This is a genomic window from Pseudomonas sp. S2_B10, from assembly GCF_054668425.1.
The window spans coordinates 3,112,117-3,138,434 of sequence record NZ_CP162768.1 but is presented as its reverse complement, the minus strand read 5'-3'; the positions used below and the strand labels follow the sequence as shown (position 1 = coordinate 3,138,434).

Below are 26,318 nucleotides of genomic sequence, written 5' to 3'. Positions count from 1 at the left end.
CCACCCTGGAATGCGTTCTCATGTGGGAGCGAGCTTGCTCGCGAAGAGGCCGGCCCAGCCAACGAAGATCTCAGCGCTGCATACCCCAGCGCTTGACGGTCACCCGCTCAAGGGTGGCAAACACCAGATTCTCCACCAACAGGCCAATCAGGATCACCACCGCCAACCCGGCAAACACCTTGTCGGTGTACAGCTCATTGCGATTCTGGAAGATGTACCAGCCCAGCCCGCCCTTGCCGCTGGTCGCGCCAAACACCAGTTCGGCAGCGATCAAGGTGCGCCAGGCAAACGCCCAGCCAATCTTCAAACCGGCGAGAATCGACGGGAGTGCCGCCGGGATCAGGATGAACAACACAAGGCGCAAACCCTTGAGGCCATAGTTGCGCCCGGCCATGCGCAGCGTCTCGGACACACCGAGAAATCCGGCATAGGTGTTCAGCGCCAACGCCCACAACACTGAATGCACCAGCACGAAAATCAGACTGTTCTGGCCCAAGCCGAACCAGAGCAGCGCCAGCGGCAGCAGGGCAATCGCCGGCAACGGGTTGAACATCGAAGTCATGGTGCTGAGCAGATCACGTCCCAACTGGGTCGAAACCGCCAATGTCGTCAGGGCAAAGGCAAGGACGATGCCGATCAGGTAGCCCTTGATCAGCACCACCAGGGAGATCCACACCTTGGCCAGCAACTCGCCACTGAGCAGCCCGTCGAACAGGGCCTGCGCTGTTTGCAGAAAACTCGGCAGCATCAGGTCATTGTTCTGAATCCGCGCGACCACCTCCCAGATGATCGCCAGCACGATCAGGATCAGGCTTTTGCGCAACCAGCCCTGTTGCCACAGGCGTGTGCCGAGCGGCAATTCGCGCTCGACCGGCACTGCGGTCAGCGGCTCGAGCACGGTTTCGAATTCTTCACGCACGGATGATGAATGGCTCATCGGGTAGTCCTCCTGGCCGCTCAATAGGCGATGCGAACATCGTTGAAGTCGTGATCACATTCGGTCTCCGGCGCCTGGCCCTCATCGAACAGCAGACGATGAATGCGCCGCGCCGACGCCTGAAACGCCACGCCGCCGAGGCTGTGCAGATCGTATTGATGGCTGTGCACTTCGGCGCGCACCCGGCCTGGATGCGGTGACAGCAAGAGGATGCGATTGCCCACCACCAATGCTTCTTCAATCGAATGGGTGACGAACAACAGGGTGAAGCGCACCTCTTCCCAGAGCAGCAGCAACTCTTCCTGCATCTTGCGGCGGGTCAACGCATCGAGTGCAGCGAAGGGTTCGTCCATCAAAAGAATTTTCGGTTGCATGGCCAACGCCCGGGCGATCGCTACCCGCGCTTTCATGCCGCCGGACAAGGTGTGTGGATAGGCGTCGGCAAACGCCGCCAGGCCGACCTTTTCCAGATAGTGCAGCGCGCGTTCTTCGGCGCCTTTCTTGCTCAAGGTGCGCGAGGCCAGCAGCGGGAACATCACGTTCTGCTTAACGGTTTTCCACGGCGGCAACTGGTCGAATTCCTGAAACACCACAATGCGATCCGGCCCCGGCGCATCGACGCGCTGGCCTTGCAGGCGGATCTCGCCTTCGCAGGGCTGGATGAATCCGGCGACCGCTTTGAGCAAGGTCGATTTACCGCAACCGGACGGGCCGAGCAGGACGAACCGATCAGCCGGGTCGACGGCGAAACTGACTTGATGGGTAGCGCGCACCACGCGCTGCGGCGTGCGGTATTCGAGGCTGACGTGATCGACGGCCAGCAACGCTTCGCTGTGGGCGATCGGGTTGCTGGCCGCGTGGCCTGGCAAAGGGGCGTTCATGGTCGATCTCCTGCAAATCAGAAAGGCGCATCGCCCTGGATGGTCGTGCGATACAGCTTGCGGCGCAGGTGCGCAGGACAGCCGGCGGCGAGATGGATCAGCGAGCGGTTGTCCCAGAACACCAGATCATGCGGCTCCCACTGATGGCGGTAGATGTTTTGCGGCAGCACGCTGTGAGCGAAGAGTTCGCCGAGCAGCTGACGACTTTCGTCTTCCGGCAGACCGACGATGCGCGTGGTGAAGCCTTCGCTGACGAACAAGGCTTTGCGGCCGTTTTCCGGATGCGTGCGCACCACTGGGTGCACCACTTCGGCGACCTGAGCCAGTTGTTCCGGGGTCAGGGTCGGGCGCCAGTTACCTTCGAACTTGGTTTCGCTGTAGCGCGCGGTATAGGAATGCGCAGCGGAACGTCCTTCGACCGCAGTGCGCAAGGCAGCGGGCAAGTCGTCCCAGGCTTTGTGCATGTCGGCGAACAGCGTGTCGCCGCCCTCGGCGGGCAGCTCTTGGGCGTGCAGCATCGAGCCGAGACTTGGCAGCTCTTTATAGGAGAGATCGGAATGCCAGAACTTGCCGGCGTCACCGAGACCGATGTTCTGGCCGTTCTCGATAATGTTGGAAACGATGAGGATTTCCGGGTGATTGGCCAGCAGGAACTGCTTGAGCACATGGATCTGCAACACGCCGAAGCGACGGCTGAAATCGATTTGCTGTTGCGGGGTGATCTGCTGATCGCGAAAGACCACGACGTGGTGATCCAGGTGCGCGCGGTGAATGCGCGCGAAGTCCTGATCATTGACCGGCCGGCGCAGGTCGAGGCCAACGATCTCGGCGCCGACGGCACCGCTGAAGGGGCGAATTTCGAAGATTTGCGGCGCGGCAGTTGCGGCGCTTTCGGTGGCAGTAGCGGCGGACATCAATCATCTCCCACGCACGGCGCGCTCACGGACGCGCTCGTCGATCAGACACTCACGCTGGATTGCGTGTCGGTTCAGGTCGTGCGGCGCGCCGATTGGTCGGCAGGTACGCAGGTGGGTGACTTTATAGCTATAAGAACTGGAGATTAAATACCGTTATTGAATAACGATATGGCGATTGATGAGGGGGCGGGTGACCATTTGTGTCACTTACCGACGGATATGTAGCGCTTCGGAGGACGCCTTCGCGAGCAGGCTCGCTCCCACAGTTGGAATGCAATCTCCTGTGGGAGCGAGCCTGCTCGCGAATAGGCCGTCACCAGCGCCGAAGATCTAGCGCTCGTGCAACGCCTCAGCCCGCGCCCGAATGATCGGCTTGAGCAAATAGCTCAACACCGACTTCTTGCCAGTGATGATATCCACCGAAGCGACCATCCCGGGAATGATCAGCAAAGGCTTTTCATCCGTGCCCAAGTGGCTGCGCTCGGTACGCACCTTGATCACGTAATAAGTGGTTTTCTTGTCTTCGTCGGTGATGGTATCCGCACCGATCTGCTCCAGCTGTGCCTTCAGGCCGCCGTAAATCGTGTAGTCATAGGCGGTGAATTTGACGATCGCTTCCTGACCCGGATGCAGGAACGCGATGTCCTGCGGGCGGATCTTGGCTTCGACCAGCAGGGTGTCGTCCAGCGGCACGATTTCGACCATGTCGCTGCCCGGCTGGATCACACCGCCGATAGTGTTGACCAGCAACTTGTTGACGATGCCCCGCACGGGTGAGGTAACCAGCGTACGGCTGACGCGGTCTTCCAGCGCCTTGCCGGTGGCCTGGGCCTTGTTCAGATCGGTGCGCGCTTCGTTGAGTTGGGTCAGCGCTTCGCTGCGGAATTTGCCGCGGGTTTCGTCGATCTTGCGCTGCACTTCCTTGATCGCCGATTCGGCGCGCGGAATGGCCAGCGTGGTCGCGTCGAGCTGGCCACGGGTTTCCACTTCGGCACGCTTGAGGCGCAACACTTCCACCGGCGAGACCGCGCCCTGCGCCACCAGCGGCTCGGACATGTTGATTTCCTGACGCTGCAAACCGAGTTGCTGACGGTACTGCGCCTGCTTGGAGCTGAACTCACGCAGCTCTTGCTGACGCTGGATCAACTGCTCCTGCAAGCCGCCGATTTCATCGTGCAACTGCTGACGGCGGCTGATGTACAGCGACTCTTCGCTTTTCGCCTGGCCCGGCACGGCTTTGAGCACGTCCTCGGGGAAATTCAGCGGACGATCATCGACTTCCGCGCTCAGACGCTCGACCCGCAGCAGCATCGACAGGCGATCGGCCTCGGTTTCGCCGACGTTGGAGGCAAAACGTGTGTCGTCGAGACGAATCAGCGGCGCGCCGGCCTCGACGATCTGGCCTTCCTTGACGAACAGCTCGGAGACGATACCGCCCTCCAGGTTCTGGATTTTCTGGATCTTCGACGACGGAATCGCCTTGCCGTCGCCCTTGGTCACCTCGTCGATCACGGCGAAGTTGGCCCAGAGCATGAGGAACACGAAAAAGCCGATGATCGCCCAGATGGTCAGGCGCACGACGCGCGGGGCGTCTTCGATCAGCGCCTTGTTGACCTCCGGCAGCGGCTGACCCTGCAGCGAGGCAGAGCCCTTGAAGTAGCGACGGATCGACTCCTTGACACCGGATTTAAGCAACACTGATCTGCCCCTTCTTCAACGCTTCCATCACGGCGGCTTTCGGGCCGTCGGCGAGAATCTGCCCGCGATCGATCACCAGCAGGCGATCGACCAGCGACAACAGTGATGCCCGGTGCGTGACCAGCACCACGGTCTTGTTTTCAATCACTGCTGCGAGGCGTTGCTTGAGGCGCTCTTCGCCGGTGTTGTCCATCGCACTGGTTGGCTCATCCATCAGCAGAATCGGTGGATTGAGCAACAGCGCCCGGGCCAGGGCGACGTTCTGTCGTTGGCCGCCGGAGAGGTTCTGCCCGCGCTCGCCGACTTGCAGCTCGTAGCCTTGCGGGTGCAGACGGGCGAATTCGTGGACGCCGGCCAGTTCGGCGGCTTGCAGCACCAGCTCGTCTTCGACGTAACGCGCGCCGGACACCAGGTTGTCACGCAGGGTGCCGGACAGCAGCTGGATGTCCTGCGGCACGTAACCTATGTTGTAGCGCAGTTCGCTGACGTCGATCTGGCGGATGTCCACGCCGTCGACCAGCAAGGCACCGTCGTCCGGTTGATACAGGCCCACCAGCAGTTTCGCCAGCGAACTCTTGCCCGAACCGCTGCGGCCGATGATGCCGATCTTCTCGCCGGGACGGATGACCAGGTTGATGTTCTTCAGCGCCGGGTTCTGCTGGTCCGGGTAGGTGAAGCTGAGCTGACGGCATTCGATCGCACCCTGCAAAACCTTGCGGCTCAGCGGGCGCTCTTCGAAATTGCGCTCCTGCGGCAGCTCCATCATCTGGTCGACCGAAGTCATGGTCACCCGCGCCTGTTGATAGCGCGTGAGCAGGCCGGACAGCGACGCCAGCGGGCTCAGCGCACGACCACTGAGCATGTAGCAGGCAATCAGCCCGCCCATGCTCAGGTTGCCGGCGATGATCTGGTATACGCCGAAGACGATCATGATCACCCCGGCCAGTTGCTGGATCAGCAAGGTGATGTTCATCGCCAGACCGGAGAGCATTTTCACTCGCAGCTCTAGGCGGCTGAGGGTGCCGATGGTCTGCTCCCACTGATACTGGCGCTCGCTTTCGGCGTTGTTGACCTTGACCGCGTCCAGACCGGCGAGGGTTTCGATCAGGCTCGACTGGCGCTCGGCGCCCAGCGCCATGGTCCGTTCCATGGTCGCGATCAACGGCTTCTGCAAGGCGTAGCCGATCAGCAGGGCAATCGGGAAAGCCAGCACCGGAATCCACACCAGATGCCCGCCGAGAATGGCGATGACGATGAAAATCAGGATGGTGAACGGCAGGTCGATCAGGCTGGTCAGGGTCAGCGACGCGAGAAAGTCGCGCAGGCTCTGAAACTCATGGATGTTCTGGGCAAAGCTGCCGACCCTCGCCGGGCGGTATTTCATCGCCATGCCGACAATGCGCTCGAATAGCGTGGCGGAGATGATCAGGTCGGTTTTCTTCCCGGCCAGATCCAGGCACAGGCTGCGCAGGCTCTTGAGGATCAAGTCGAAGATGTAAGCGCCGGTGATGCCCAGCGCCAGCACCCAAAGGGTTGCTTCGGCCTGGTTCGGCACTACGCGGTCGTAGACGTTCATCACGAACAGCGGTGCGGCCATGGCGATGATGTTGATCAGGAAACTGGCGGCGATCGCATCGGCATACAGCCAGCGCGAACGCTTGAGGGTGTCGCGAAACCAGGAGCGTGCACGCGGGATCAGCGTGCCGTGATTGACGTCGAATTTGTGCTGCGGCTGGGCGAAGAACACTTTGCCGGTGTAATCGTCGCTCAGCAGTTCGCGGCTGACCACCGATTCGCCGCCATCGCTTTCGCTGAGCAGCACTCGTGCTTCATTGTCGCCCTGCCAGCCGAGCAGAACGGCGCTGCGGCCATCCTTGAGCAGCAACAGCGCGGGCATGGCGATCGCCGGAATTTCTTCGAGCTTGCGCTGCAATACCCGCCCCTGCAGCCCGGCGCGGGCCGCTGCGCGCGGCAGCAACTCGACACTCAAACGTTGTTTGGGCAGCGGCAGGCCGGTGGTCAGCATCGCCGCGCTGGCAGGCTTCTGGTGCAGCATGCACAGGGCGAGCAGACCATCCAGCAACGGATCGTCATGCAACGCGCGTGGATCATGGCTGAGTTGAACTCGACTGACTTCTGATTCCACGCTCGACACTCTTTAACAGTTGGAAGGGATAACTCAGTTCATCCCAGGCAGCTGGACCTTGGGCTTCACGTCGTTCTGCACAACGGATGCCAACGGCGCGACCACTCCCTGGCTTTTGAGCAATTGGCCCATGGTCGCCTTGATTCGGTACTGAGTAAATAACTGAATGTTCTTGATTTCCGCCAGACGCCGCGAGGCGGTAAACAGTTCGTTTTCGCTGTCGAGCAAATCCAGCAGGGTGCGTTCGCCGAGGCTGAATTGACGCTGGTAGGCGGTACGCACCGAGGTGCTGCGATCGACGTACTGCTGAGCGATCGGCACTTGGGCGTTGGCATTGTTCAGCGCGTTCCAGGCGAGGCCGAGCTCTTCATTCAATTGACGCAGGGCGTTGTTGCGGATGTCCAGCGCCTGGTTGGCCAGGTACGACTTGGATTCCAGATCGGCCTTGTTGCTGCCGCCGGAATACAAGTTAAAACGCATGCGCAGCATGGCCTGCCATTCGTTGTTGTGGCCGTTCTGACCATCGAGATCGTTGTCGGCGGAGCGGCCCAGTTCGGCGTCGAAACGCGGGTAGAAGGTCGATTTGGCGGTGGCGAACTGCTTCTCGGCAGCGGCGATGTCCGACTCGGCGGAACGCAGGATCGGGCTGTTTTCCAGCATTTGCGCGCGGGCTTCATTGAGGTTGGCCGGCATCATCGCCATGAACGGCGCCGGGCGCTCGAGCTGGTCGGGCATCTGGCCGACGGCGCTGAGGAAGTTGGTTTCCGCATCGGCGAGGTTGGTCTGCTCGGTGATCAGATTGTTGCGGGCCTGGGCCATACGGGCTTCGGCCTGATCAAGGTCGGCACCGCTGCCGACGCCGCGCTGGGTGCGCAACTGGATCTGGTCGTAGATGCGCTGGTGGCTCTTGAGGTTCTCCTCGGCCAGACGCACGAATTCGCGACGGGTCAGCACATCCAGATACACCTGGGCGACGGTCAGTGCAGTACGCTCGGAAGTGCCCAGCAGCGAGTAAGCACGGGAGCTGACGTTGGCTTGTTGACGCGCAACTTCGTTGGACGTCGCGAAACCGTCAAAAACCATTTGCGAGAGACGTAAACTTGACTCGCTGCGGTTCAACGTCTCCCAGTGATTGCTTCCACCGTTCGCTCGCGTGGTCACACTGTCAGTGCCTTCACGGCCATAACCGCCCAGCAGATCGACCTTGGGCAGGTATCCCCCTTTCGCAGCCTTTAACTGATAATCCGCCGCCAATCGACTGTTGACCCCCGCCTGAATCTCCGGATGGACATCCAGCGCCTGTTGCATGGCTTCTGGTAAGGATTGTGCTTGTACAAAAGAGGCGGCGAGAGCGAAGGGAGCGGCAAGGAGCAAAAGCGAACGCATGGTTGGAATTTTCCCGGAACTTCTTGTCTTGAATCACAGCAGAAACGTGGTGCTGCGTCGGATGATGGCAACCCGAAAGACCGTATGTCGGAAAGTTCAAAACAGGAACTGGATGACAGGCTGAAGGACAGGTCGCCGCGGAAATATCAATGTGACATTAGTGGGGCGATTGTTTAGGATGGCTCCCAGAAGGTCAATAGTTTGGCATAAAGTTAATCGCGATAATTTATAGCCAGATTATTGACGGAAATACAGCGTCAATAAGTTATCCATTTATAGAAAGTACGTCCAGACTGAAGTGGCGCCGACGCCCGTCAGGTCCATGGAAGTCAACTGAATGTGACACCCCGGAGAGTCTTCAATGAGCAGTGTTGTTGCCGTCGTCAAAAGCATTGTCGGTCAGGTTTTCGTGGTGTCCCCAGAGGGCGTGCGTCGCGTACTCGTTGAAGGCGATCGCCTGTATGTCGGCGACCAGATCGATACCGGTCTGTCCGGCGCGGTGTCGCTGGAACTGGCCGATGGCCGCATGCTCGATCTGGGCCGTGACACCCAGTGGAGCGCCAGCTCGCCTGACTCCAGCACTGACCTGGCCGAAGCCACGGCGCAGGCTGCGCCTTCTGTAGAAGAACTGCAGCAAGCCATCGCCGCCGGTGTCGACCCGACCACCGCACTCGAATCCACCGCGGCCGGCCCGACCGCCGCAGGTACCGGTGGTGCTGCCGGTGGCGGTCACAGCTTCGTCATGCTCGACGCCACCGCTGGCCGCGTAGATCCGACCATTGGCTTCCCCACGGCGGGCATCAATTCTGCCGGGCAAGTCGCGCAGGACACCACGGGCGGCCTGACCACCGACACCACCACCAACGCACTGCGTGACTCGACCCTGAGCCTCAGCGCCACGCCGACCATCACCGAAGCCGGCGGCGTGCTGGTGTACACCGCGACCCTGACCCAGGCGCCGCTGACCGACCTGACTATCACCCTGTCCAACGGCGCAGTCATCGTCATTCCCGCCGGCGCCACCACCGGCACCGTCAACGTGCCGCTGGCGCCGAACGACACGGTCTATAACGACCCGACCCAGATCGACGTGACCGTCACTGGCACCAGCGGCGGCAACGGCATCACCGTGACCCCGCCGACTGTCCCGGCGACCACGCAAGTGACCGACACCGTCGATACCACTACCGTCACGTTGACGGCTGGTTCGAGCGTGACCGAAGGCGGTCAGATTACCTATACGGCGACTTTGACCAACCCGGCGCAGACACCGGTAACCGTCACACTGTCGAACGGCTCGACCATTACCATTGGCGCTGGCCAGACTACCGGCACCGTCAACGTGCCGACCCCAGCCAATGACGTTTACAACAATGGCAGCACCGTTACGACCACGATCACCGGGGCTACCGGCGGCAACTTCGAAAATCTGGTGCCAAACACCACACCTGCCGTTACCACGATCACTGATTCGGTCGACAACACCGGGCTGACCCTGACCGCGACCAACAACATCGTTGAAGGTGGCCAGATCACTTATACCGCGACGTTGACCAACCCGGCGCAGACCCCGGTAACCGTCACGCTGTCCAACGGCTCGACCATCACAATTGCTGCGGGCGAAACCGTCGGCACCGTCAACGTGCCCACAGCGGCCAACGACGTCTACAACAATGGCGGCACCGTCAGCACCACGATCACTGGCGCTACCGGCGGCAACTTTGAAAACCTGGTGCCAAGCAACACGCCTGCGGTCACCACGATCACCGATTCGGTCGACAACACCGGTCTGACGCTGACTGCGACCAACAATATCGTTGAAGGCGGTCAGATCACTTACACCGCCACGTTGACCAACCCGGCGCAAACCCCGGTAACCGTCACTCTGTCCAACGGTTCGACCATCACCATTGCTGCCGGCGAAACCGTCGGCACCGTCAACGTGCCGACTGCGGCCAATGACGTCTACAACAATGGCAGCACCGTCAGCACCACGATCACTGGCGCTACCGGTGGCAACTTCGAAAACCTGGTGCCGAACACCACACCAGCCGTGACCACCATCACCGACTCGGTAGATGACACTGGCCTGACACTGACCGCGACCAACGACATCGTCGAAGGCGGCCAGATCACTTACACCGCGACGTTGACCAACCCGGCACAAACCCCGGTAACCGTCACTCTGTCCAACGGTTCGACCATCACCATTGCAGCCGGCGAAACCGTCGGCACCGTCAACGTGCCAACAGCGGCCAATGACGTCTACAACAATGGCAGCACCGTCAGCACCACGATCACTGGCGCTACCGGTGGCAACTTCGAAAACCTGGTGCCGAACACCACACCAGCCGTTACCACCATCACAGATTCGGTCGACAACACCGGCCTGACCCTGACCGCGACCAACAACATCGTTGAAGGCGGTCAGATCACCTACACCGCGACACTGACTAATCCGGCGCAGACGCCGGTTACCGTCACCCTGTCGAACGGTTCGACCATCACCATCGCGGCCGGCGAAACCGTGGGCACCGTCAACGTGCCGACTGCGGCCAATGACGTTTACAACAATGGCAGTACCGTCAGCACCACGATCACTGGCGCTACCGGTGGCAACTTCGAAAACCTGGTGCCAAGCAACACGCCTGCGGTCACCACCATCACCGATTCGGTGGATGACACTGGCCTGACCCTGACAGCGACCAACAATATCGTTGAAGGCGGTCAGATCACCTACACCGCGACACTGACTAATCCGGCGCAGACGCCGGTTACCGTCACCCTGTCCAACGGTTCGACCATCACCATTGCGGCTGGCGAAACCGTGGGCACCGTCAACGTGCCGACTGCGGCCAACGACGTCTACAACAATGGCAGCACCGTCAGCACCACGATCACTGGCGCTACCGGTGGCAATTTCGAAAACCTGGTGCCAAGCAACACGCCTGCGGTCACCACCATCACCGATTCGGTGGATGACACTGGCCTGAGCCTCAGCGCCACCGACTCTGTGGCCGAGGGTGGCCAGATCACCTACACCGCCACGCTGACGAATCCGGCCGGCACCCCGGTAACCGTGACCCTGAGCAACGGCTCGGTGATCACCATTGATGCCGGCAAAACCACCGGCACCGTTAGCGTTCCAGCGCCGGCCGATGACGTCTACAAAGACGCCGGCCAGGTCGAAGTCAGCATCAAGGACGCCACCGGCGGCAACTTCGAAAATCTGGTGCCGAACACTACGCCGGCTGTGACCGAAATCACTGACACCGTCGATACCTCGACGGTGAAGCTGAGCGCAGACACCTCGGTTGCCGAAGGCGGCACCGTGACTTACACCGCCACCGTCGGCGCGCCAGTCACCGGTTCGCCTGTGGTCGTGACGTTGGCCAACGGTCAGAACATCACCATCGCCGTCGGCCAGACCACTGGCTCCATCACCTACACTGCACCGAACGATGCCTTGACCGGCAACGCTCCGCTGACCAATTCGATCACTGGCGTAACCGGTGGCAACTACGAAAATCTGGTGGCGGACAAAACTCCAGTTTCGACCACCGTCACCGACGTGGCCGACACCACCAATCTGTCGCTGAGCGCGACCGCTTCCGTGGCTGAAGGCGGCCAGATCACTTACACCGCAACCTTGACCAATGCTGCTGGCTCGCCAGTGACCGTGACCTTGTCGAACGGCGCCGTCATCACCATCAAGGCAGGCGAAACCAGCGGTAATGTGAGCTTCCCGGCTCCGTCCGACGACGTCTACAAAGACGCCGGCTCCGTGCAGGCCACCATCACCAGCGCCACCGGCGGCGACTTCGAGAACCTCGTTCCGAGTACCACGCCAGCGGTCACTCAAGTCACCGACACCATCGATACCTCGACGGTCAAATTGACCGCCGACACTTCGGTCGCTGAAGGCGGCACCGTCACCTACACCGCCACTGTCGGCGCGCCCGTCACCGGCTCGCCAGTTGTCGTGACCCTGGCCAACGGCCAGAACATCACCATCGCCGTCGGCCAGACCACCGGCAGCGTTACCGCCCCGGTATCGAATGACGTGCAGATCGGTCACGCACCACTGACCAACTCGATCACCAACGTCAGCGGTGGCAACTACGAGAATCTGGTCGCCGACAAGACCCCGGTCAGCACCACTGTGACCGACACCGTCGACACCACCAGCGTCGCGCTGACTGCCACCGGCAACGTCAACGAAGGCGGGCAGATCACCTACACCGCGACGCTGAGCAACCCGGCCGGCGCGCCTGTGACCGTGAATCTGAGCAACGGCTCGGTCATCACCATTGAAGCCGGCAAGACCACCGGCACCGTGACCGTTCCGGCACCTGCCGATGACGTCTACAAAGACGCCGGCAAAGTCGAAGTGACCATCAAGGACGCCACCGGTGGCAACTTCGAAAATCTGGTGCCGGATACTACGCCTGCGGTGACCAATGTTGCCGACACGGTCAACACCACGCACCTGACCCTCAGCGCAGAAAGCTATGTGCTCGAAGGCTCTTCGATCACTTACACCGCAACGCTGACCAACGCCGCGCAGACGCCGGTGACCGTCAACCTGAGCAATGGCCAGACCATCACCATCGAAGCCGGCAAGACCAGCGGTTCGGTGACGATTGCCGCACCGAGCGATGACGTCTACAAGGACGTCAGCAAGCTCACCGTAACCATGACCGATGCCAGCGGCGGCAACTTCGAGAAACTCGACGTCAGCAAGACCCCGGTCAGCACCACGGTCAACGACACCGTCGACACAACCGCACTGACCCTGACTGCCAGCGATACCGTCAGCGAAGGTGGCCAGATCACCTACACCGCGACCCTGAGCAATCCGGCCGGCACTGCGATGACCGTGACCCTGGCCAACGGCGCGGTGATCAACATTGCCGCTGGCGCGACCAGCGGCTCGGTGAATTTCCCGGCGCCCGCCAACACCCCGTACATCGATGGCAGCAACGTGCGGACGGCGATCGCCAGCCACAGCGGTGGCAATTTCGAGCGAGTCGAGGCCGATCGTTCGGCTGTGGTGACCAAAGTCACCGACGCCGTCGACACCACCAACATCAGCCTGAGCGCCACCGGCAGCGTTGCCGAGGGCGGCTCGATCGTCTACACCGCCACCCTGAGCAATCCGGCCGGCACCACCATGAGCGTGACCCTGAGCAACGGCGCGGTGATCAACATTGCCAAGGGTGCGAGCACTGGCACTGCGACCGTCGCCGCGCCTGGCGATGATGTGTACAAGGACGCCGGCAAGGTCGATGCGAGCATCACCAAGACCAGCGGCGGCAACTTTGAAAATCTGGTGATCGACAAGACGCCTGCGGTAACTGATGTCACCGACACCATCGACAACAGCACCGTTGCGCTGACCGCCAGCGCCAGCGCGGTAGAAGGCGGCGTGGTTGTATACACCGCGTCCGTGACCGCCCCGGTCGCCGGTTCGCCAGTGCTGGTGACCCTGTCCAACGGCCAGACCATCACCATTCCGGTCGGCGCCAGCAGCGCCAGCGTCAACTTCACCGCGCCGAACGATGCACAGGCCGGCGGCAACACCCTGAGTGTGAAAATCGACGGCGCCAGCGGTGGCAATTACGAAAATCTCGTCGCCGACCAAACCCCGGCGGTGACCTCGGTAACCGACGTCGCCGACACCACCAACCTGTCGCTGTCCGCGACCGGCTCCGTGGCCGAGGGCGGTTCGATTGTCTACACCGCGACCCTGAGCAACCCGGCCGGTACCCCGGTGACCGTGAATCTGAGCAACGGCGCGGTGATCACCATCGAGGCCGGCAAATCCACCGGCACCGTCACCGTTCCGGCACCTGCCGACGACGTCTATAAAGACGCTGGCAAAGTTGAAGTCACGATCAAGGACGCCACCGGCGGCAACTTCGAAAACCTGGTGCCAAGCACCACGCCAGCGGTCACTGATGTCACCGACACCGTCGACACCTCGACGGTCAAGCTGACCGCCACCGAAACCGCGGCCGAAGGTGGCACCGTCACCTACACCGCCACCGTCGGCGCGCCGGTCACCGGTTCGCCTGTGGTCGTGACCCTGGCCAATGGTCAGAACATCACTATCGAAGTCGGCAAGACCAGCGGCAGCGTGAGCACCACCGCGCCGAACGACGTCCTCGCCGGCCACGCGCCGCTGACCAACTCGATCACCAACGTCAGCGGCGGTAATTTCGAAAATCTTGTCGCCGACCAGACCCCGGTCAGCACCACCGTGACCGACACCGTCGACACCACCAACCTGTCGCTCAGCGCGACCGGCGCGGTGAACGAAGGCGGCCAGATTACCTACACCGCAACCCTGAGCAACGCCGCCGGCACACCGGTCACCGTGACCCTGTCGAACGGTGCGACAATCCTCATCGAGGCCGGCAAATCCACCGGCACCGTGACCGTCGATGCACCGAAAGATGACGTCTACAAAGACGCCGGCAGCGTTGAAGCGACCATCCAGAGCGCAACCGGCGGCAACTTCGAAAACCTCGTCACCAGCACAGCGCCGGCGGTGACCACGGTCAACGACACCATCGACACCACCACCGTGTCGCTGAGCGCCACTGCGAACGTCGCTGAAGGCGAAACCGTGGTCTACACCGCGACCGTGGGCGCGCCAGTGACCGGTTCGCCGGTCACCGTCAGCCTGTCCAACGGCCAGACCATCACCATCGCGGTTGGCGAAACCACCGGCAGCGTCAACTACGTCGCGCCGAACAGCCCATTGGCGGGCGGCAGCTCGCTGAGCGTGACCATTGATGGCGCCACGGGTGGCAATTACGAAAAACTGGTGGTCGACGGCAAGTCCGCAGACACCGTGGTTTCCGACACCACCGACACCACCAACCTGAACCTGACCGCCAGCGATTCGGTCGCCGAAGGCGGCCAGATCACCTACACCGCAACCCTGACCAACCCGGCCGGCACACCGGTGACCGTGACCCTGTCGAACGGCGCCGTGATCACCATCAAGGCTGGCGAAACCACCGGCACCGCAACTGTTCCTGCACCGTCCGACGACGTCTACAAAGACGCCGGCAAAGTCGAAGTGACCATCGAGGGTGCGACCGGCGGCAACTTCGAGAACCTGGTGCCAAGCGCGGTTCCAGCGGTGACCAATGTCACCGATACCATCGACACTTCGACCGTCAAACTGACCGCCGATACTTCGGTAGCCGAAGGCGGCACCGTGACTTACACCGCCACCGTTGGTGCGCCAGTTACTGGCTCACCAGTTGTGGTAACTCTGGCCAACGGTCAGACCATCACCATCGGCGTCGGCCAGACCACTGGCACTGCAACTGCTGTTGCTGCGAACGATGCGTTGGCCGGTAATGCTCCGATCACCAACTCGATCACTGGCGTGAGCGGCGGCAATTTCGAAGATCTGGTGGCGGATAAAACACCGGTTTCGACCACTGTCACCGACGTTTCCGACACTACCAATCTGTCGCTGAGTGCGACCGGTTCGGTAGCCGAAGGTGGCCAGATCACTTACACCGCGACATTGACCAACGCCGCTGGCTCGCCAGTGACCGTGACCTTGTCGAACGGCGCTGTGATCACCATCAAGGCTGGTGAAACCAGCGGCACCGCAACAGTTCCTGCACCGTCTGATGACGTCTACAAAGATGCCGGCTCTGTGCAGGCGACGATCACCAGTGCTACCGGAGGCAACTTCGAGAACCTGGTACCGAGCACTGCTCCAGCCGTGACGACTGTCACCGACACCATCGATACGTCGACCGTCAAATTGACCGCCGATACATCGGTGGCTGAAGGCGGCACCGTGACTTACACCGCCACCGTCGGCGCGCCAGTCACCGGCTCGCCTGTGGTCGTGACTCTGGCCAACGGTCAGACCATCACCATCGGCGTCGGCCAGACTACTGGCACTGCAACTGCTGTTGCTGCGAACGATGCGTTGGCCGGTAATGCTCCGATCACCAACTCGATCACTGGCGTGAGCGGCGGCAATTTCGAAGATCTGGTGGCGGATAAAACACCGGTTTCGACCACTGTCACCGACGTTTCCGACACTACCAATCTGTCGCTGAGTGCGACCGGTTCGGTAGCCGAAGGTGGCCAGATCACTTACACCGCGACCTTGACCAACGCCGCTGGTTCGCCAGTGACCGTGACCTTGTCGAACGGCGCTGTGATCACCATCAAGGCTGGTGAAACCAGCGGCACCGCAACAGTTCCTGCACCGTCCGACGACGTCTACAAAGATGCCGGTTCGGTGCAGGCGACGATCACAAGCGCTACCGGCGGTAACTTCGAGAACCTGGTACCGAGCACTGCTCCGGCCGTGACGACAGTCACCGACACCATCGATACGTCGACCGTCAAATTGACCGCCGATACATCGGTGGCTGAAGGCGGCACCGTGACTTACACCGCCACCGTTGGTGCGCCAGTTACTGGCTCACCAGTTGTGGTAACTCTGGCCAACGGTCAGACCATCACCATCGGCGTCGGCCAGACCACTGGCACTGCAACTGCTGTTGCTGCGAACGATGCGTTGGCCGGTAATGCTCCGATCACCAACTCGATCACTGGCGTGAGCGGCGGCAATTTCGAAGATCTGGTGGCGGATAAAACACCGGTTTCGACCACTGTCACCGACGTTTCCGACACTACCAATCTGTCGCTGAGTGCGACCGGTTCGGTAGCCGAAGGTGGCCAGATCACTTACACCGCGACATTGACCAACGCCGCTGGCTCGCCAGTGACCGTGACCTTGTCGAACGGCGCTGTGATCACCATCAAGGCTGGTGAAACCAGCGGCACCGCAACAGTTCCTGCACCGTCTGATGACGTCTACAAAGATGCCGGCTCTGTGCAGGCGACGATCACCAGTGCTACCGGAGGCAACTTCGAGAACCTGGTACCGAGCACTGCTCCAGCCGTGACGACTGTCACCGACACCATCGATACGTCGACCGTCAAATTGACCGCCGATACATCGGTGGCTGAAGGCGGCACCGTGACTTACACCGCCACCGTCGGCGCGCCAGTCACCGGCTCGCCTGTGGTCGTGACTCTGGCCAACGGTCAGACCATCACCATCGGCGTCGGCCAGACTACTGGCACTGCAACTGCTGTTGCTGCGAACGATGCGCTGACCGGCAACGCCCCGATCACCAACTCGATCACAGGCGTAACTGGCGGCAATTTCGAAGATCTGGTTGCAGACAAAACTCCAGTTTCGACTTCTGTCACCGACGTTGCCGACACGACAAATCTGTCCTTGAGCGCCAGCAATTCGGTGGCGGAAGGTGGCCAGATCACCTACACCGCGACCCTGACCAATGCCGCAGGCTCGCCTGTAACCGTGACGCTGTCGAATGGCGCCGTGATCACCATCAAGGCTGGCGAAACCACCGGCACCGCAACCGTTCCTGCACCGTCCGATGACGTCTACAAAGACGCCGGTTCCGTCCAGGCGACGATCACCAGTGCCACCGGTGGTAACTTCGAAAATCTCGTGCCGAGCACCACTCCAGCGATCACTCAGGTCACTGACACCATCGATACTTCGACCGTCAAACTGACGGCTGATACTTCGGTGGCTGAAGGCGGCACCGTGACTTACACCGCAACCGTCGGTGCGCCAGTTACCGGTTCTCCTGTCGTCGTGACATTGGCCAACGGCCAGACCATCACCATTGGCGTCGGTCAGACTACTGGCACTGCAACCGCTGTTGCTGCGAACGATGCGCTGACCGGCAACGCGCCGATCACCAACTCCATCACTGGCGTAACCGGCGGCAACTTCGAAGATCTGGTGGCGGATAAAACACCGGTTTCGACCACTGTTACGGATGTCAACGACACCACCAATCTGTCGCTCAGCGCCAGCAACTCGGTGGCTGAAGGTGGCCAGATCACCTACACCGCGACCTTGACCAACGCCGCTGGCTCGCCAGTGACCGTGACCTTGTCGAACGGCGCCGTGATCACCATCAAGGCTGGTGAAACCACCGGCACCGCAACCGTTCCTGCACCGTCCGATGACGTCTACAAAGACGCCGGTTCCGTCCAGGCGACGATCACCAGTGCCACCGGTGGTAACTTCGAAAATCTCGTGCCGAGCACCACTCCAGCGATCACTCAGGTCACTGACACCATCGATACTTCGACCGTCAAACTGACGGCTGATACTTCGGTGGCTGAAGGCGGCACCGTGACTTACACCGCAACCGTCGGTGCGCCAGTTACCGGTTCTCCTGTCGTCGTGACATTGGCCAACGGCCAGACCATCACCATTGGCGTCGGCCAGACTACTGGCACTGCAACCGCTGTTGCTGCGAACGATGCGCTGACCGGCAACGCCCCGATCACCAACTCGATCACAGGCGTAACCGGTGGCAACTTCGAAGATCTGGTGGCGGACAAAACTCCAGTTTCGACTTCTGTCACGGACGTTACCGACACCACCAACCTGTCGCTGAGTGCGACCGGCTCCGTGGCTGAAGGTGGTTCGATTGTTTACACGGCTACGCTGACCAACGCCGCTGGCTCACCTGTGACAGTCACGTTGTCGAACGGCGCCGTGATCACTATCAAAGCAGGCGAAACCACCGGCACCGCAACTGTTCCTGCACCGTCCGATGACGTCTACAAAGACGCCGGTTCCGTCCAGGCAACGATCACTAGCGCTACCGGTGGCAACTTCGAAAACCTGGTACCGAGCACCACGCCAGCCGTGACCAGCGTCACCGACACCATCGACACCACCACCGTAAAACTGAGCGCAACCGCCACGGCGGCCGAAGGCGGCAACGTCGTCTACACCGCAACCGTCGGCGCGCCAGTCACAGGTTCGCCAGTGGTGGTCACTCTGGCCAACGGCCAGAACATCACTATCGCGGTCGGACAGACCACCGGTACCGTAACTGCCGTCGCACCGAACGATGCGCTGACCGGCCATGCGCCGATCACCAACGCCATCACCAACGTCAGCGGCGGCAATTTCGAAAACCTCGTCGCCGACAAGACCCCGGTCAGCACCACCGTGACCGACACCGTCGACACCACCAATCTGTCCTTGAGCGCCACCAACTCGGTGGCCGAAGGTGGCCAGATCACGTACACCGCGACCCTGACCAACGCCGCAGGCTCGCCTGTAACCGTGACCCTGTCGAATGGCGCTGTGATCACCATCAAGGCTGGCGAAACCAGCGGTAATGTGACCGTTCCGGCACCTTCCGATGACGTCTATAAAGACGCCGGCTCCGTGCAGGCGACCATCAGCAAAGCTACCGGTGGCAACTTCGAAAACCTGGTACCGAGCACCACGCCAGCCGTGACCAGCGTCACCGACACCATCGACACCACCACCGTAAAACTGAGCGCAACCGCCACAGCGGCCGAAGGCGGCAACGTCGTCTACACCGCAACCGTCGGCGCACCCGTCACCGGTTCGCCAGTGGTGGTCACTTTGGCCAACGGCCAGAACATCACCATCGCGGTCGGCCAGACTACCGGCACGGTAACTGCCGTCGCACCGAACGATGCGTTGACCGGCAACGCTCCGATCACCAACTCGATCACCAACGTCAGCGGCGGCAATTTCGAAAACCTCGTCGCCGACAAGACTCCGGTCAGCACCACCGTGACCGACACCGTCGACACCACCAACCTGTCGCTCAGCGCGACCGGTTCCGTGGCAGAAGGTGGCCAGATCACTTACACCGCGACCCTGACCAACGCCGCTGGCTCGCCAGTGACCGTGACCCTGTCGAACGGTGCCGTGATCACCATCAAAGCGGGCGAAACCACCGGCACCGTGAACGTTCCAGCGCCAGCTGACGACGTCTACAAAGACGCCGGCACCGTGCAGGCGACCATCAGCAGCGCCACCGGTGGCAACTTCGAAAAACTGGTATCGAGCACCACGCCAGCAATGACCAGCGTCACCGACACCGTCGACACCACCACCGTCAGCATCACTGGCAGCAGCTCGGTGACCGAAGGCCAGACCGCCAGCTACACCGTCAGCCTCAATCACCCGGCGCAGACCGAAGTGACCCTGAAAATCGTCTACAGCGGCACTGCTGCCGACGGTTCGGACTTCACCGGTGTGTACACCGTGAAGATCCCGGCGGGCGCCAGCAGCGCGCAGTTCAACGTCGCCACCCTCGATGACAAGATCACCGAAGGCACCGAGAACTTCGTGGTCAAGATCGATTCGGCTACCGGCGGCAACTTCGAGAACCTCGCGGTCAGCAGCACCAATGGCAGCGTCAGCACCTCGATCATCGACAACGATGCGCCACCGGTGCTCGATCTGGACGCCAACAACTCCAGCGGTGCGACCGGTGCCGATTACAAGGTGACGTTCACCGAGAACACCCCGGGCGCCGGCGTGTCGATCGCTGACACCGACATCAGCATCACCGACCCGGACAGCACGATGCTGACCGGCGCCACTGTGGTACTGACCAACCGTCAGGACGGCGATGCGCTGAATCTGGGCAACAGCGTCAACGGCATCACCATCAATGCCAACAGCACCAACGGCACGGTGACCCTGACCCTCTCGGGTAACGCGACCCTGGCCGACTACATGCAGGCCATCAAGAACATCAGCTTCACCAACAGCAGCGAAAACCCGAGCACCGTGCCGCGCGTCATCACCGTGACGGTGACCGATGGCGGCAACTACTCGAACACGGCGACGACCACAGTCAACGTGGTGGCGGTCAACGATGCACCGGTCGCTGCGCCGAGCAATGTCACCGGCACCGAAGACACGCCGCTGGTACTCGGCTGGTCGACCTTTGGCGTCAGCGATGTCGACAGCCCGGCGAGCAGCCTTGGTATCAAGATCACGCAGCTGCCGGGCGAGGGCAAACTGCAGTATCTGGACGGCTCGACCTGGAAGGATGTTGCCAACAACCAGACCTTCAGCAAGGCCGACATCGACGCCGGCAAGCTGCGCTTCCTGCCGGACGCCAACGAGTCGGGCACCAACGGTTACGGCGGCACCGGTCTGGGCAACAATCAGGCGGACTACGCACAGATCAAGTTCCAGCCTACCGATGGCCAGGCGCTGGGCAGCACCGGCACGGTGAAGATCGACATCACGCCAGTGGCGGATGCGCCGACCGTAGCCGTGGCTGACAACAGCGTGAAATCCACCGGCCTGATCAAGGAAGTCTGGACCGGTCTCGCGGGGCTGGGCACTGACGGCAGCGGCGCGAACTCGACCACCCTGAAAAACGTGATCGACGCCGCCGGCAAACCGAACTCCAGCGGCAACGTCACCAACGTGCAGTCTGACGGCAGTGTCGCCGCCGGTACGGCGTCGAAGACCTCGGGCCTGATCTACCTGGAAGCCGGCAAGACCTACAGCTTCAGCGGCGTGGCCGATGACAGCCTGCTGATCACCATCGGCGGCAAGAACGTGGCGTCGGGTACCTGGGGCGCGGGCGGTGCGATCAACGGCTCGTTCACCCCGACCACCAGCGGTTACTACACGCTCGACATCTACCACCACAATCAGAGCGGCCCGGGCAGCTACGACGTCAACCTGTCGGTCAACGGCGGCACGCCAATCGATCTGAGCAACGCCGGCGTGCCGATCTACACCGGTGTGCAGGACCTGATCAACTCGGGCGTGACCGTCTCCGATCTGCACGGCACCAACGGCGAAGGTTATTACGACGGCTACAAGCTCAACACCGGCGCTGAAGGCACCACGGTGAAACTGTCGGCAATCAGCACCGCGCTGACCGACACCGACGGCTCGGAAACCCTGAGCGTGAAGATCAGCGGCGCACCGGTCGGTTCGGTGCTCAGCGATGGCGCGGGGCATACCTTCACCGTTACCGCGAGCAATGGCGAAGCCAACGTCACCGGCTGGAACCTCGGCTCTCTGACCGTGACTCCGCCGACCTACTACAACGGCCAGTTCAACCTGACCGTGACCTCGACGTCCACCGAACAGGTCGGCGGCTCGGCAAGCAGCACCGCGACCATTCCGGTCACGGTAGTGCCTGCGGTGTACAACGCGGTCACCGCCACCTCGGGTGATGACAACGTCATCGGCACCGACGCCAACGACATCATCGTCGCTGACATCGGCGGCCTGACCGTGGTGCCGGGCACCAACTACAACATTGCGTTTATGGTCGACAGCTCGGGCAGCATGAGCACTTCGTCGCTGAACGCCGCGAAAGACTCGCTGACCTCGGTGTTCAACAGCCTCAAGCAAAGCCTGGGCGGCAGCAACTCGGGCACGGTGAACATATTCCTGGTGGACTTCGATACCCAGGTCAACAAATCGGTGTCGGTGAATCTCAACGACCCGAACGCGCTGACGATGCTCAAAGCCGTACTCAACTCGATGGGCTCTGGCGGCGGTACCAACTATGAGGACGTGTTCAAGACCACGGCCAACTGGTTCCAGAGCGCCGACGCAGTGGCCAACACCGGGGCGAAGAACCTCACGTACTTCATCACCGATGGCCAGCCGACTTACTACCAGACCGGCGAGCAGACCAACCCGACGCTGTATGGCAACGTGAAACTCGACAGCGTGGTAAACACCAGCAACTACAAGCAGGGCGACACGTTCAGCACCTACATCGACAACTCGCACTACCTGACCATCAACAGTGCCGGCAGCGTTGTGCTGCAAACCTACAACTCGTGGTGGGGCTGGAGCAGCGAGACCCTGGGCACGATTCATGCGCAGGGCGACGGTACTTATGAATTGTCGAACCTCGCGGGTACCGGCAACAGCACCAACTCGTCGACGACCAGCAACTCGACCAGCGGCTTTGCCTTGTTGAGCGGGTTGTCGAGCGTCGAAGCCATTGGTCTGAACAACGACGTCAGCCTCAACGACCTCAAGCCGTACGATTCGGACAAAACGCCGCAAACCAACATCGATCCGAAGGACCTGGCCAACTCGATCATCGGCCATACCGAAGCGACGATGCCGGGTAACGACACCGTCAACGGTGGCGAAGGCAACGACATCCTGTTCGGCGATCTGGTCAGCTTCAACGGCATTGCCGGCGAGGGTTACCAGGCGATGCAGGCGTTCGTTGCCAAAGAGACCGGCGTCGACGTCAGCAAAGTCACCACCAGCAACGTGCACCAGTACATCACCGAGCACTATCAGGCGTTCGATGTATCCGGCGCGCACGATGGCAACGACACGCTGCTCGGTGGCGCAGGCAATGACATCCTGTTCGGCTCGGGCGGCACCGACCTGCTCGACGGCGGCAAAGGCAATGACATCCTGCTCGGCGGCACCGGCAACGACACGCTGATCGGCGGTCAGGGCAACGACATCCTCATCGGCGGTTCCGGTGGCGACACCTTCGTCTGGAAATCGGGCGACACCGGTAACGACGTGATCAAGGATTTCAAAGCCAGCGAAGGCGACCGCATCGACCTGCGCGACCTGTTGCAGGGCGAGACCGGCAGCACGATCGACAACTTCCTGAAGATCACCACAGTGGATGGCACGTCGTCGCTGCAAGTCAGCTCGGCGGGCAAATTCAACTCGGGCGATGCCGCTGCGGCCACGCCGGACGTGACGATCAAACTGGAAGGCAACAATTGGGCGAGCGCCAACCTGCACAACCTGATTGCCGGCAGCGATCCGACCATCAAGGTCGATCACAACAACAGCTGAGGCTGAAACAACAACGGCCGCCTCCTGTGAGGCGGCCGTCGCGTTTGCGGGCAATGCAGCGGTGACGATTTCATCGGCGCCCCGCATACTGGCGCGCAGTTGGCTATGCTGCTGACAGCATGACGCTGTTCATTTGTGAGGGATGCTCAATGTTTTACGTGCAACGCGATGCGCAAGGCCAGTTGATTCGCGTGGAAGCTGCGGCGTACGCCGAGGCCACGGAAACGCTGCCCGCCGATAACCATGAGATTCAGGCGTGGTACGCCAACGAAGCCGTGGAAAACAGCCTCAAACAGCTCAAGCAGAGCGACTTTGAAATGATTCGGGTACTCGACGACCTGATTCAGGTGCTGACCCAGAAAGGCGTGATCCGCGTCACTGACCTGCCAGCGGCGGCCCAGGCCAAACTGATGGACCGCACCCAGGCACGTGAAGCGTTGGGCGGGTTGAGCCAGTTGATCGATGAGGATGAGGGTGGGTTGATCTGATCCTCCCAGGATCCAAAGCTTACCCTCACCCCAGCCCTATCCCTGAGGGAGAGGGGGCCGATCGAGGTGTCTTGCGCTATCCATCGACCTGAGCGATCGAGTCGATTCTGGATTCAGTGGAGCTCTTGCACGTCGGCGTATCTCGTAAATATCCCACGGTCAGTCCCCTCTCCCTCTGGGAGAGGGTTAGGGTGAGGGCGCTTATTGGCTCACCCCCAAGGCTTCGGCTCACCGAGCAACTGCCCCTGCACGCCATACAAGCCCATCTCGCGAATCACTGACAACTCCCCTTCAGTCTCGACCCGCTCGGCAATCAGCGGCAGATCGATGCTGTGCGCCGCGCGCTGGATCGCTTCGATGAACAGGCGCTTGTCGCTCTCCTGATCGATCGCCCGAATGTAGCTGCCATCGATCTTCAAATACGCCAGACCCAACCGCGCCAGGTTGCCGATCATGCTGAAGCGCCCGCCGAAGCGTTGCAGGCTCAGCGAGAAACCGAGCTCGCGCAGGCGTCGGGTCAACTGCTCCAGCACCGCCTGTTCAGGCAACTGCTCCTCGCCAATTTCCAGAGTCAGACGCGCGCCGAGATTGGAATGCGCGCGCAGAATCTCGAAGACCTTGTTCAGCGCCTGCGGGTCGGCCAGCGTCGCCGAGGACAGGTTCAGCGCCAGCGAATCCTCGTGCCCTTTCATCTGCTCGAGCACGCGTTCGAGCATCAGCCGATCAAGCCGCGCGGTCCAGCCGAAGCGCTCCAGCCACGGCAGAAAGCGCCCGGCGGGAATGGTCTGGCCCTGCTCGTCGAGCAAGCGCGACAGGACCTTGTAATGCAGCACCAGTTGCGTGTCCTGCGCGGCGACCACCGGCTGGAAATACAACTCGAAACGCTGCTGACTTAAAGCCTGATCCAGCAGTCGATGCCAAGCGTGATGGTCGTCACCGACCTCCGCCACCAGACTCTGATCGATGCACGCCCAATTCTGCTCGCCCTGCCCTTCGGCCTGTGCGAGCGCCTGATCGCCCAGTGTCAGCACCGCTTGCGGGGAGTCACCGTGGGCGAAGGGCGCCAGCCCGATCGAAGCCACCGCCGGCACATCGGTCGCGCCAGTGGCATGCAGGCTGCTCAATGCATTGTCGAGATTCTGCGCCAGTTGCAGCGCTTCCTCACGCACCAGCCCCGGCGCCAGCACGGCGAATTCACCGCCGCGAATACGCGTGACCAAGTCCTGGGTTTGTGGATATCTGGCGCACTCGCGGGTCAGTTGCTCACCGACAGCCTTGAGCAATTGGTCGGTACGCTGGCCGCCGAGACGCTGGTTGAGCCCGGCCAGATCCTTGACCCGCAACAGCAGCAAATAACCGGAACTGGCCTGCTCCGGGTTGCTCACACGGTTGTTCAGTTGCATTTCGAAATAGCGGCGGTTGGCCAGGCCGGTGAGGTTGTCCTGATAGGACTCGGTACGCAGTTTTTCACTGCGCTCGGCCTGCTCCTGAAACAGCGTCTTGAGCTTCTCGACCATCTGATTCATCGCCTGCACCACGCGACGCAATTCAGGCGTGCGCGGCAGATCCGGCAGGCTGAGAAACTCGCGGCGGGCAATCGCATGGGACTGCTGAACCATGTAATCGAGCGGCTTCAACTGCCGACGCAGCAACAGCGCGCCGAGCACCGCACTCAATGCACCGCAGATCAGCAACCAGCCAAGGCTGCCCAGTGCGCTCTGCCACAGCTTGGCCACGGCGAACATCGGATGGCTGACGACTTCGACCCGCGCCGCCTGCTCCCAGCCACGACTGACCAGTGCATCGCCACCAGCCGGCTCGAGGCCGATCAGTTTGACGAACCAGTCCGGCACGTTGCTCACCGCCGGGGTACCGCTACGCTCGACAATGGTCTGGTCGGTCTTCACGTCGACCACGCGGATGCTCGCGTAATAACCGCTGTCGAAAATCGAACTGACCAACAGCTCGACCATCGCCGGGTCGTCGATATTCGGCGTCAGCGACAACGCCAGCGCCGTCGCCGCGTCCTGTGCGTGGGAGCGCAACTGGTTGACGTACTGGGTGCGCGAGCTCTCCAGGCTGACCATGAAGCTGCCGGTGAAGGCCACGACCAGGAACAGACAGATAGCGATCAACAGCTGTTTGAACAAAGACATCTGAGCGCG

At 61.4% G+C, this 26,318-nt stretch carries 9 protein-coding genes; 2 read left to right on the top strand and 7 right to left on the bottom strand.

Annotated features, from left to right (window positions below):
- Window positions 1–70: 70 nt before the first annotated feature.
- From AB4O45_RS14095 to AB4O45_RS14070, 6 genes are all read right to left on the bottom strand, one after another.
- Window positions 71–937: an ABC transporter permease gene (locus tag AB4O45_RS14095; protein WP_041477414.1), complete on the bottom strand. Its 867-nt coding sequence runs from the start codon at window positions 935–937 to the stop codon at window positions 71–73.
- 20 nt (window positions 938–957) lie between these two features.
- Window positions 958–1,818: an ABC transporter ATP-binding protein gene (locus AB4O45_RS14090; RefSeq protein WP_460160207.1), complete on the bottom strand. Its 861-nt coding sequence runs from the start codon at window positions 1,816–1,818 to the stop codon at window positions 958–960.
- 17 nt (window positions 1,819–1,835) lie between these two features.
- Window positions 1,836–2,732, bottom strand: coding sequence for a TauD/TfdA dioxygenase family protein (locus AB4O45_RS14085; protein ID WP_130928977.1), 897 nt, complete (start codon window positions 2,730–2,732; stop codon window positions 1,836–1,838).
- Window positions 2,733–3,065: 333 nt separating this feature from the next.
- Window positions 3,066–4,433, bottom strand: coding sequence for an HlyD family type I secretion periplasmic adaptor subunit (locus tag AB4O45_RS14080; RefSeq protein ID WP_024011116.1), 1,368 nt, complete (start codon window positions 4,431–4,433; stop codon window positions 3,066–3,068).
- Window positions 4,423–6,579, bottom strand: a complete 2,157-nt coding sequence (locus AB4O45_RS14075) for a type I secretion system permease/ATPase (RefSeq protein WP_051600365.1) — start codon at window positions 6,577–6,579, stop codon at window positions 4,423–4,425. Before AB4O45_RS14075 ends, AB4O45_RS14080 begins: the two co-directional genes overlap by 11 nt.
- 33 nt (window positions 6,580–6,612) lie before the next feature.
- Complete coding sequence (locus AB4O45_RS14070; RefSeq protein WP_095181152.1) at window positions 6,613–7,965, bottom strand: TolC family outer membrane protein; 1,353 nt, start codon at window positions 7,963–7,965, stop codon at window positions 6,613–6,615.
- 361 nt (window positions 7,966–8,326) lie between these two features.
- Between AB4O45_RS14070 and AB4O45_RS14065 the strand changes: the two genes are divergently transcribed.
- Window positions 8,327–23,665 carry a LapA family giant adhesin gene (locus tag AB4O45_RS14065; protein WP_460160206.1) on the top strand — a complete coding sequence of 5,113 codons (15,339 nt, stop codon included), beginning with the start codon at window positions 8,327–8,329 and terminating at the stop codon, window positions 23,663–23,665.
- Window positions 23,666–23,814: 149 nt separating this feature from the next.
- The gene (locus AB4O45_RS14060; protein ID WP_016772279.1) at window positions 23,815–24,153 is read left to right on the top strand and encodes a hypothetical protein; all 339 of its coding nucleotides are present in this window, start codon (window positions 23,815–23,817) and stop codon (window positions 24,151–24,153) included.
- Window positions 24,154–24,362: 209 nt separating this feature from the next.
- Here AB4O45_RS14060 and lapD read toward each other — a convergent pair whose 3' ends face one another.
- Window positions 24,363–26,309 carry a cyclic di-GMP receptor LapD gene (gene lapD / locus AB4O45_RS14055; RefSeq protein ID WP_423665178.1) on the bottom strand — a complete coding sequence of 649 codons (1,947 nt, stop codon included), beginning with the start codon at window positions 26,307–26,309 and terminating at the stop codon, window positions 24,363–24,365.
- Window positions 26,310–26,318 lie beyond the last annotated feature (9 nt).

Coding starts and splice junctions, on each gene's coding strand:
- AB4O45_RS14095 (WP_041477414.1), bottom strand. CDS start 937: ATGAGCCATTCATCATCCGTGCGTGAAGAATTCGAAACCGTGCTCGAG.
- AB4O45_RS14090 (WP_460160207.1), bottom strand. CDS start 1,818: ATGAACGCCCCTTTGCCAGGCCACGCGGCCAGCAACCCGATCGCCCAC.
- AB4O45_RS14085 (WP_130928977.1), bottom strand. CDS start 2,732: ATGTCCGCCGCTACTGCCACCGAAAGCGCCGCAACTGCCGCGCCGCAA.
- AB4O45_RS14070 (WP_095181152.1), bottom strand. CDS start 7,965: ATGCGTTCGCTTTTGCTCCTTGCCGCTCCCTTCGCTCTCGCCGCCTCT.
- AB4O45_RS14065 (WP_460160206.1), top strand. CDS start 8,327: ATGAGCAGTGTTGTTGCCGTCGTCAAAAGCATTGTCGGTCAGGTTTTC.
- AB4O45_RS14060 (WP_016772279.1), top strand. CDS start 23,815: ATGTTTTACGTGCAACGCGATGCGCAAGGCCAGTTGATTCGCGTGGAA.
- lapD (WP_423665178.1), bottom strand. CDS start 26,309: ATGTCTTTGTTCAAACAGCTGTTGATCGCTATCTGTCTGTTCCTGGTC.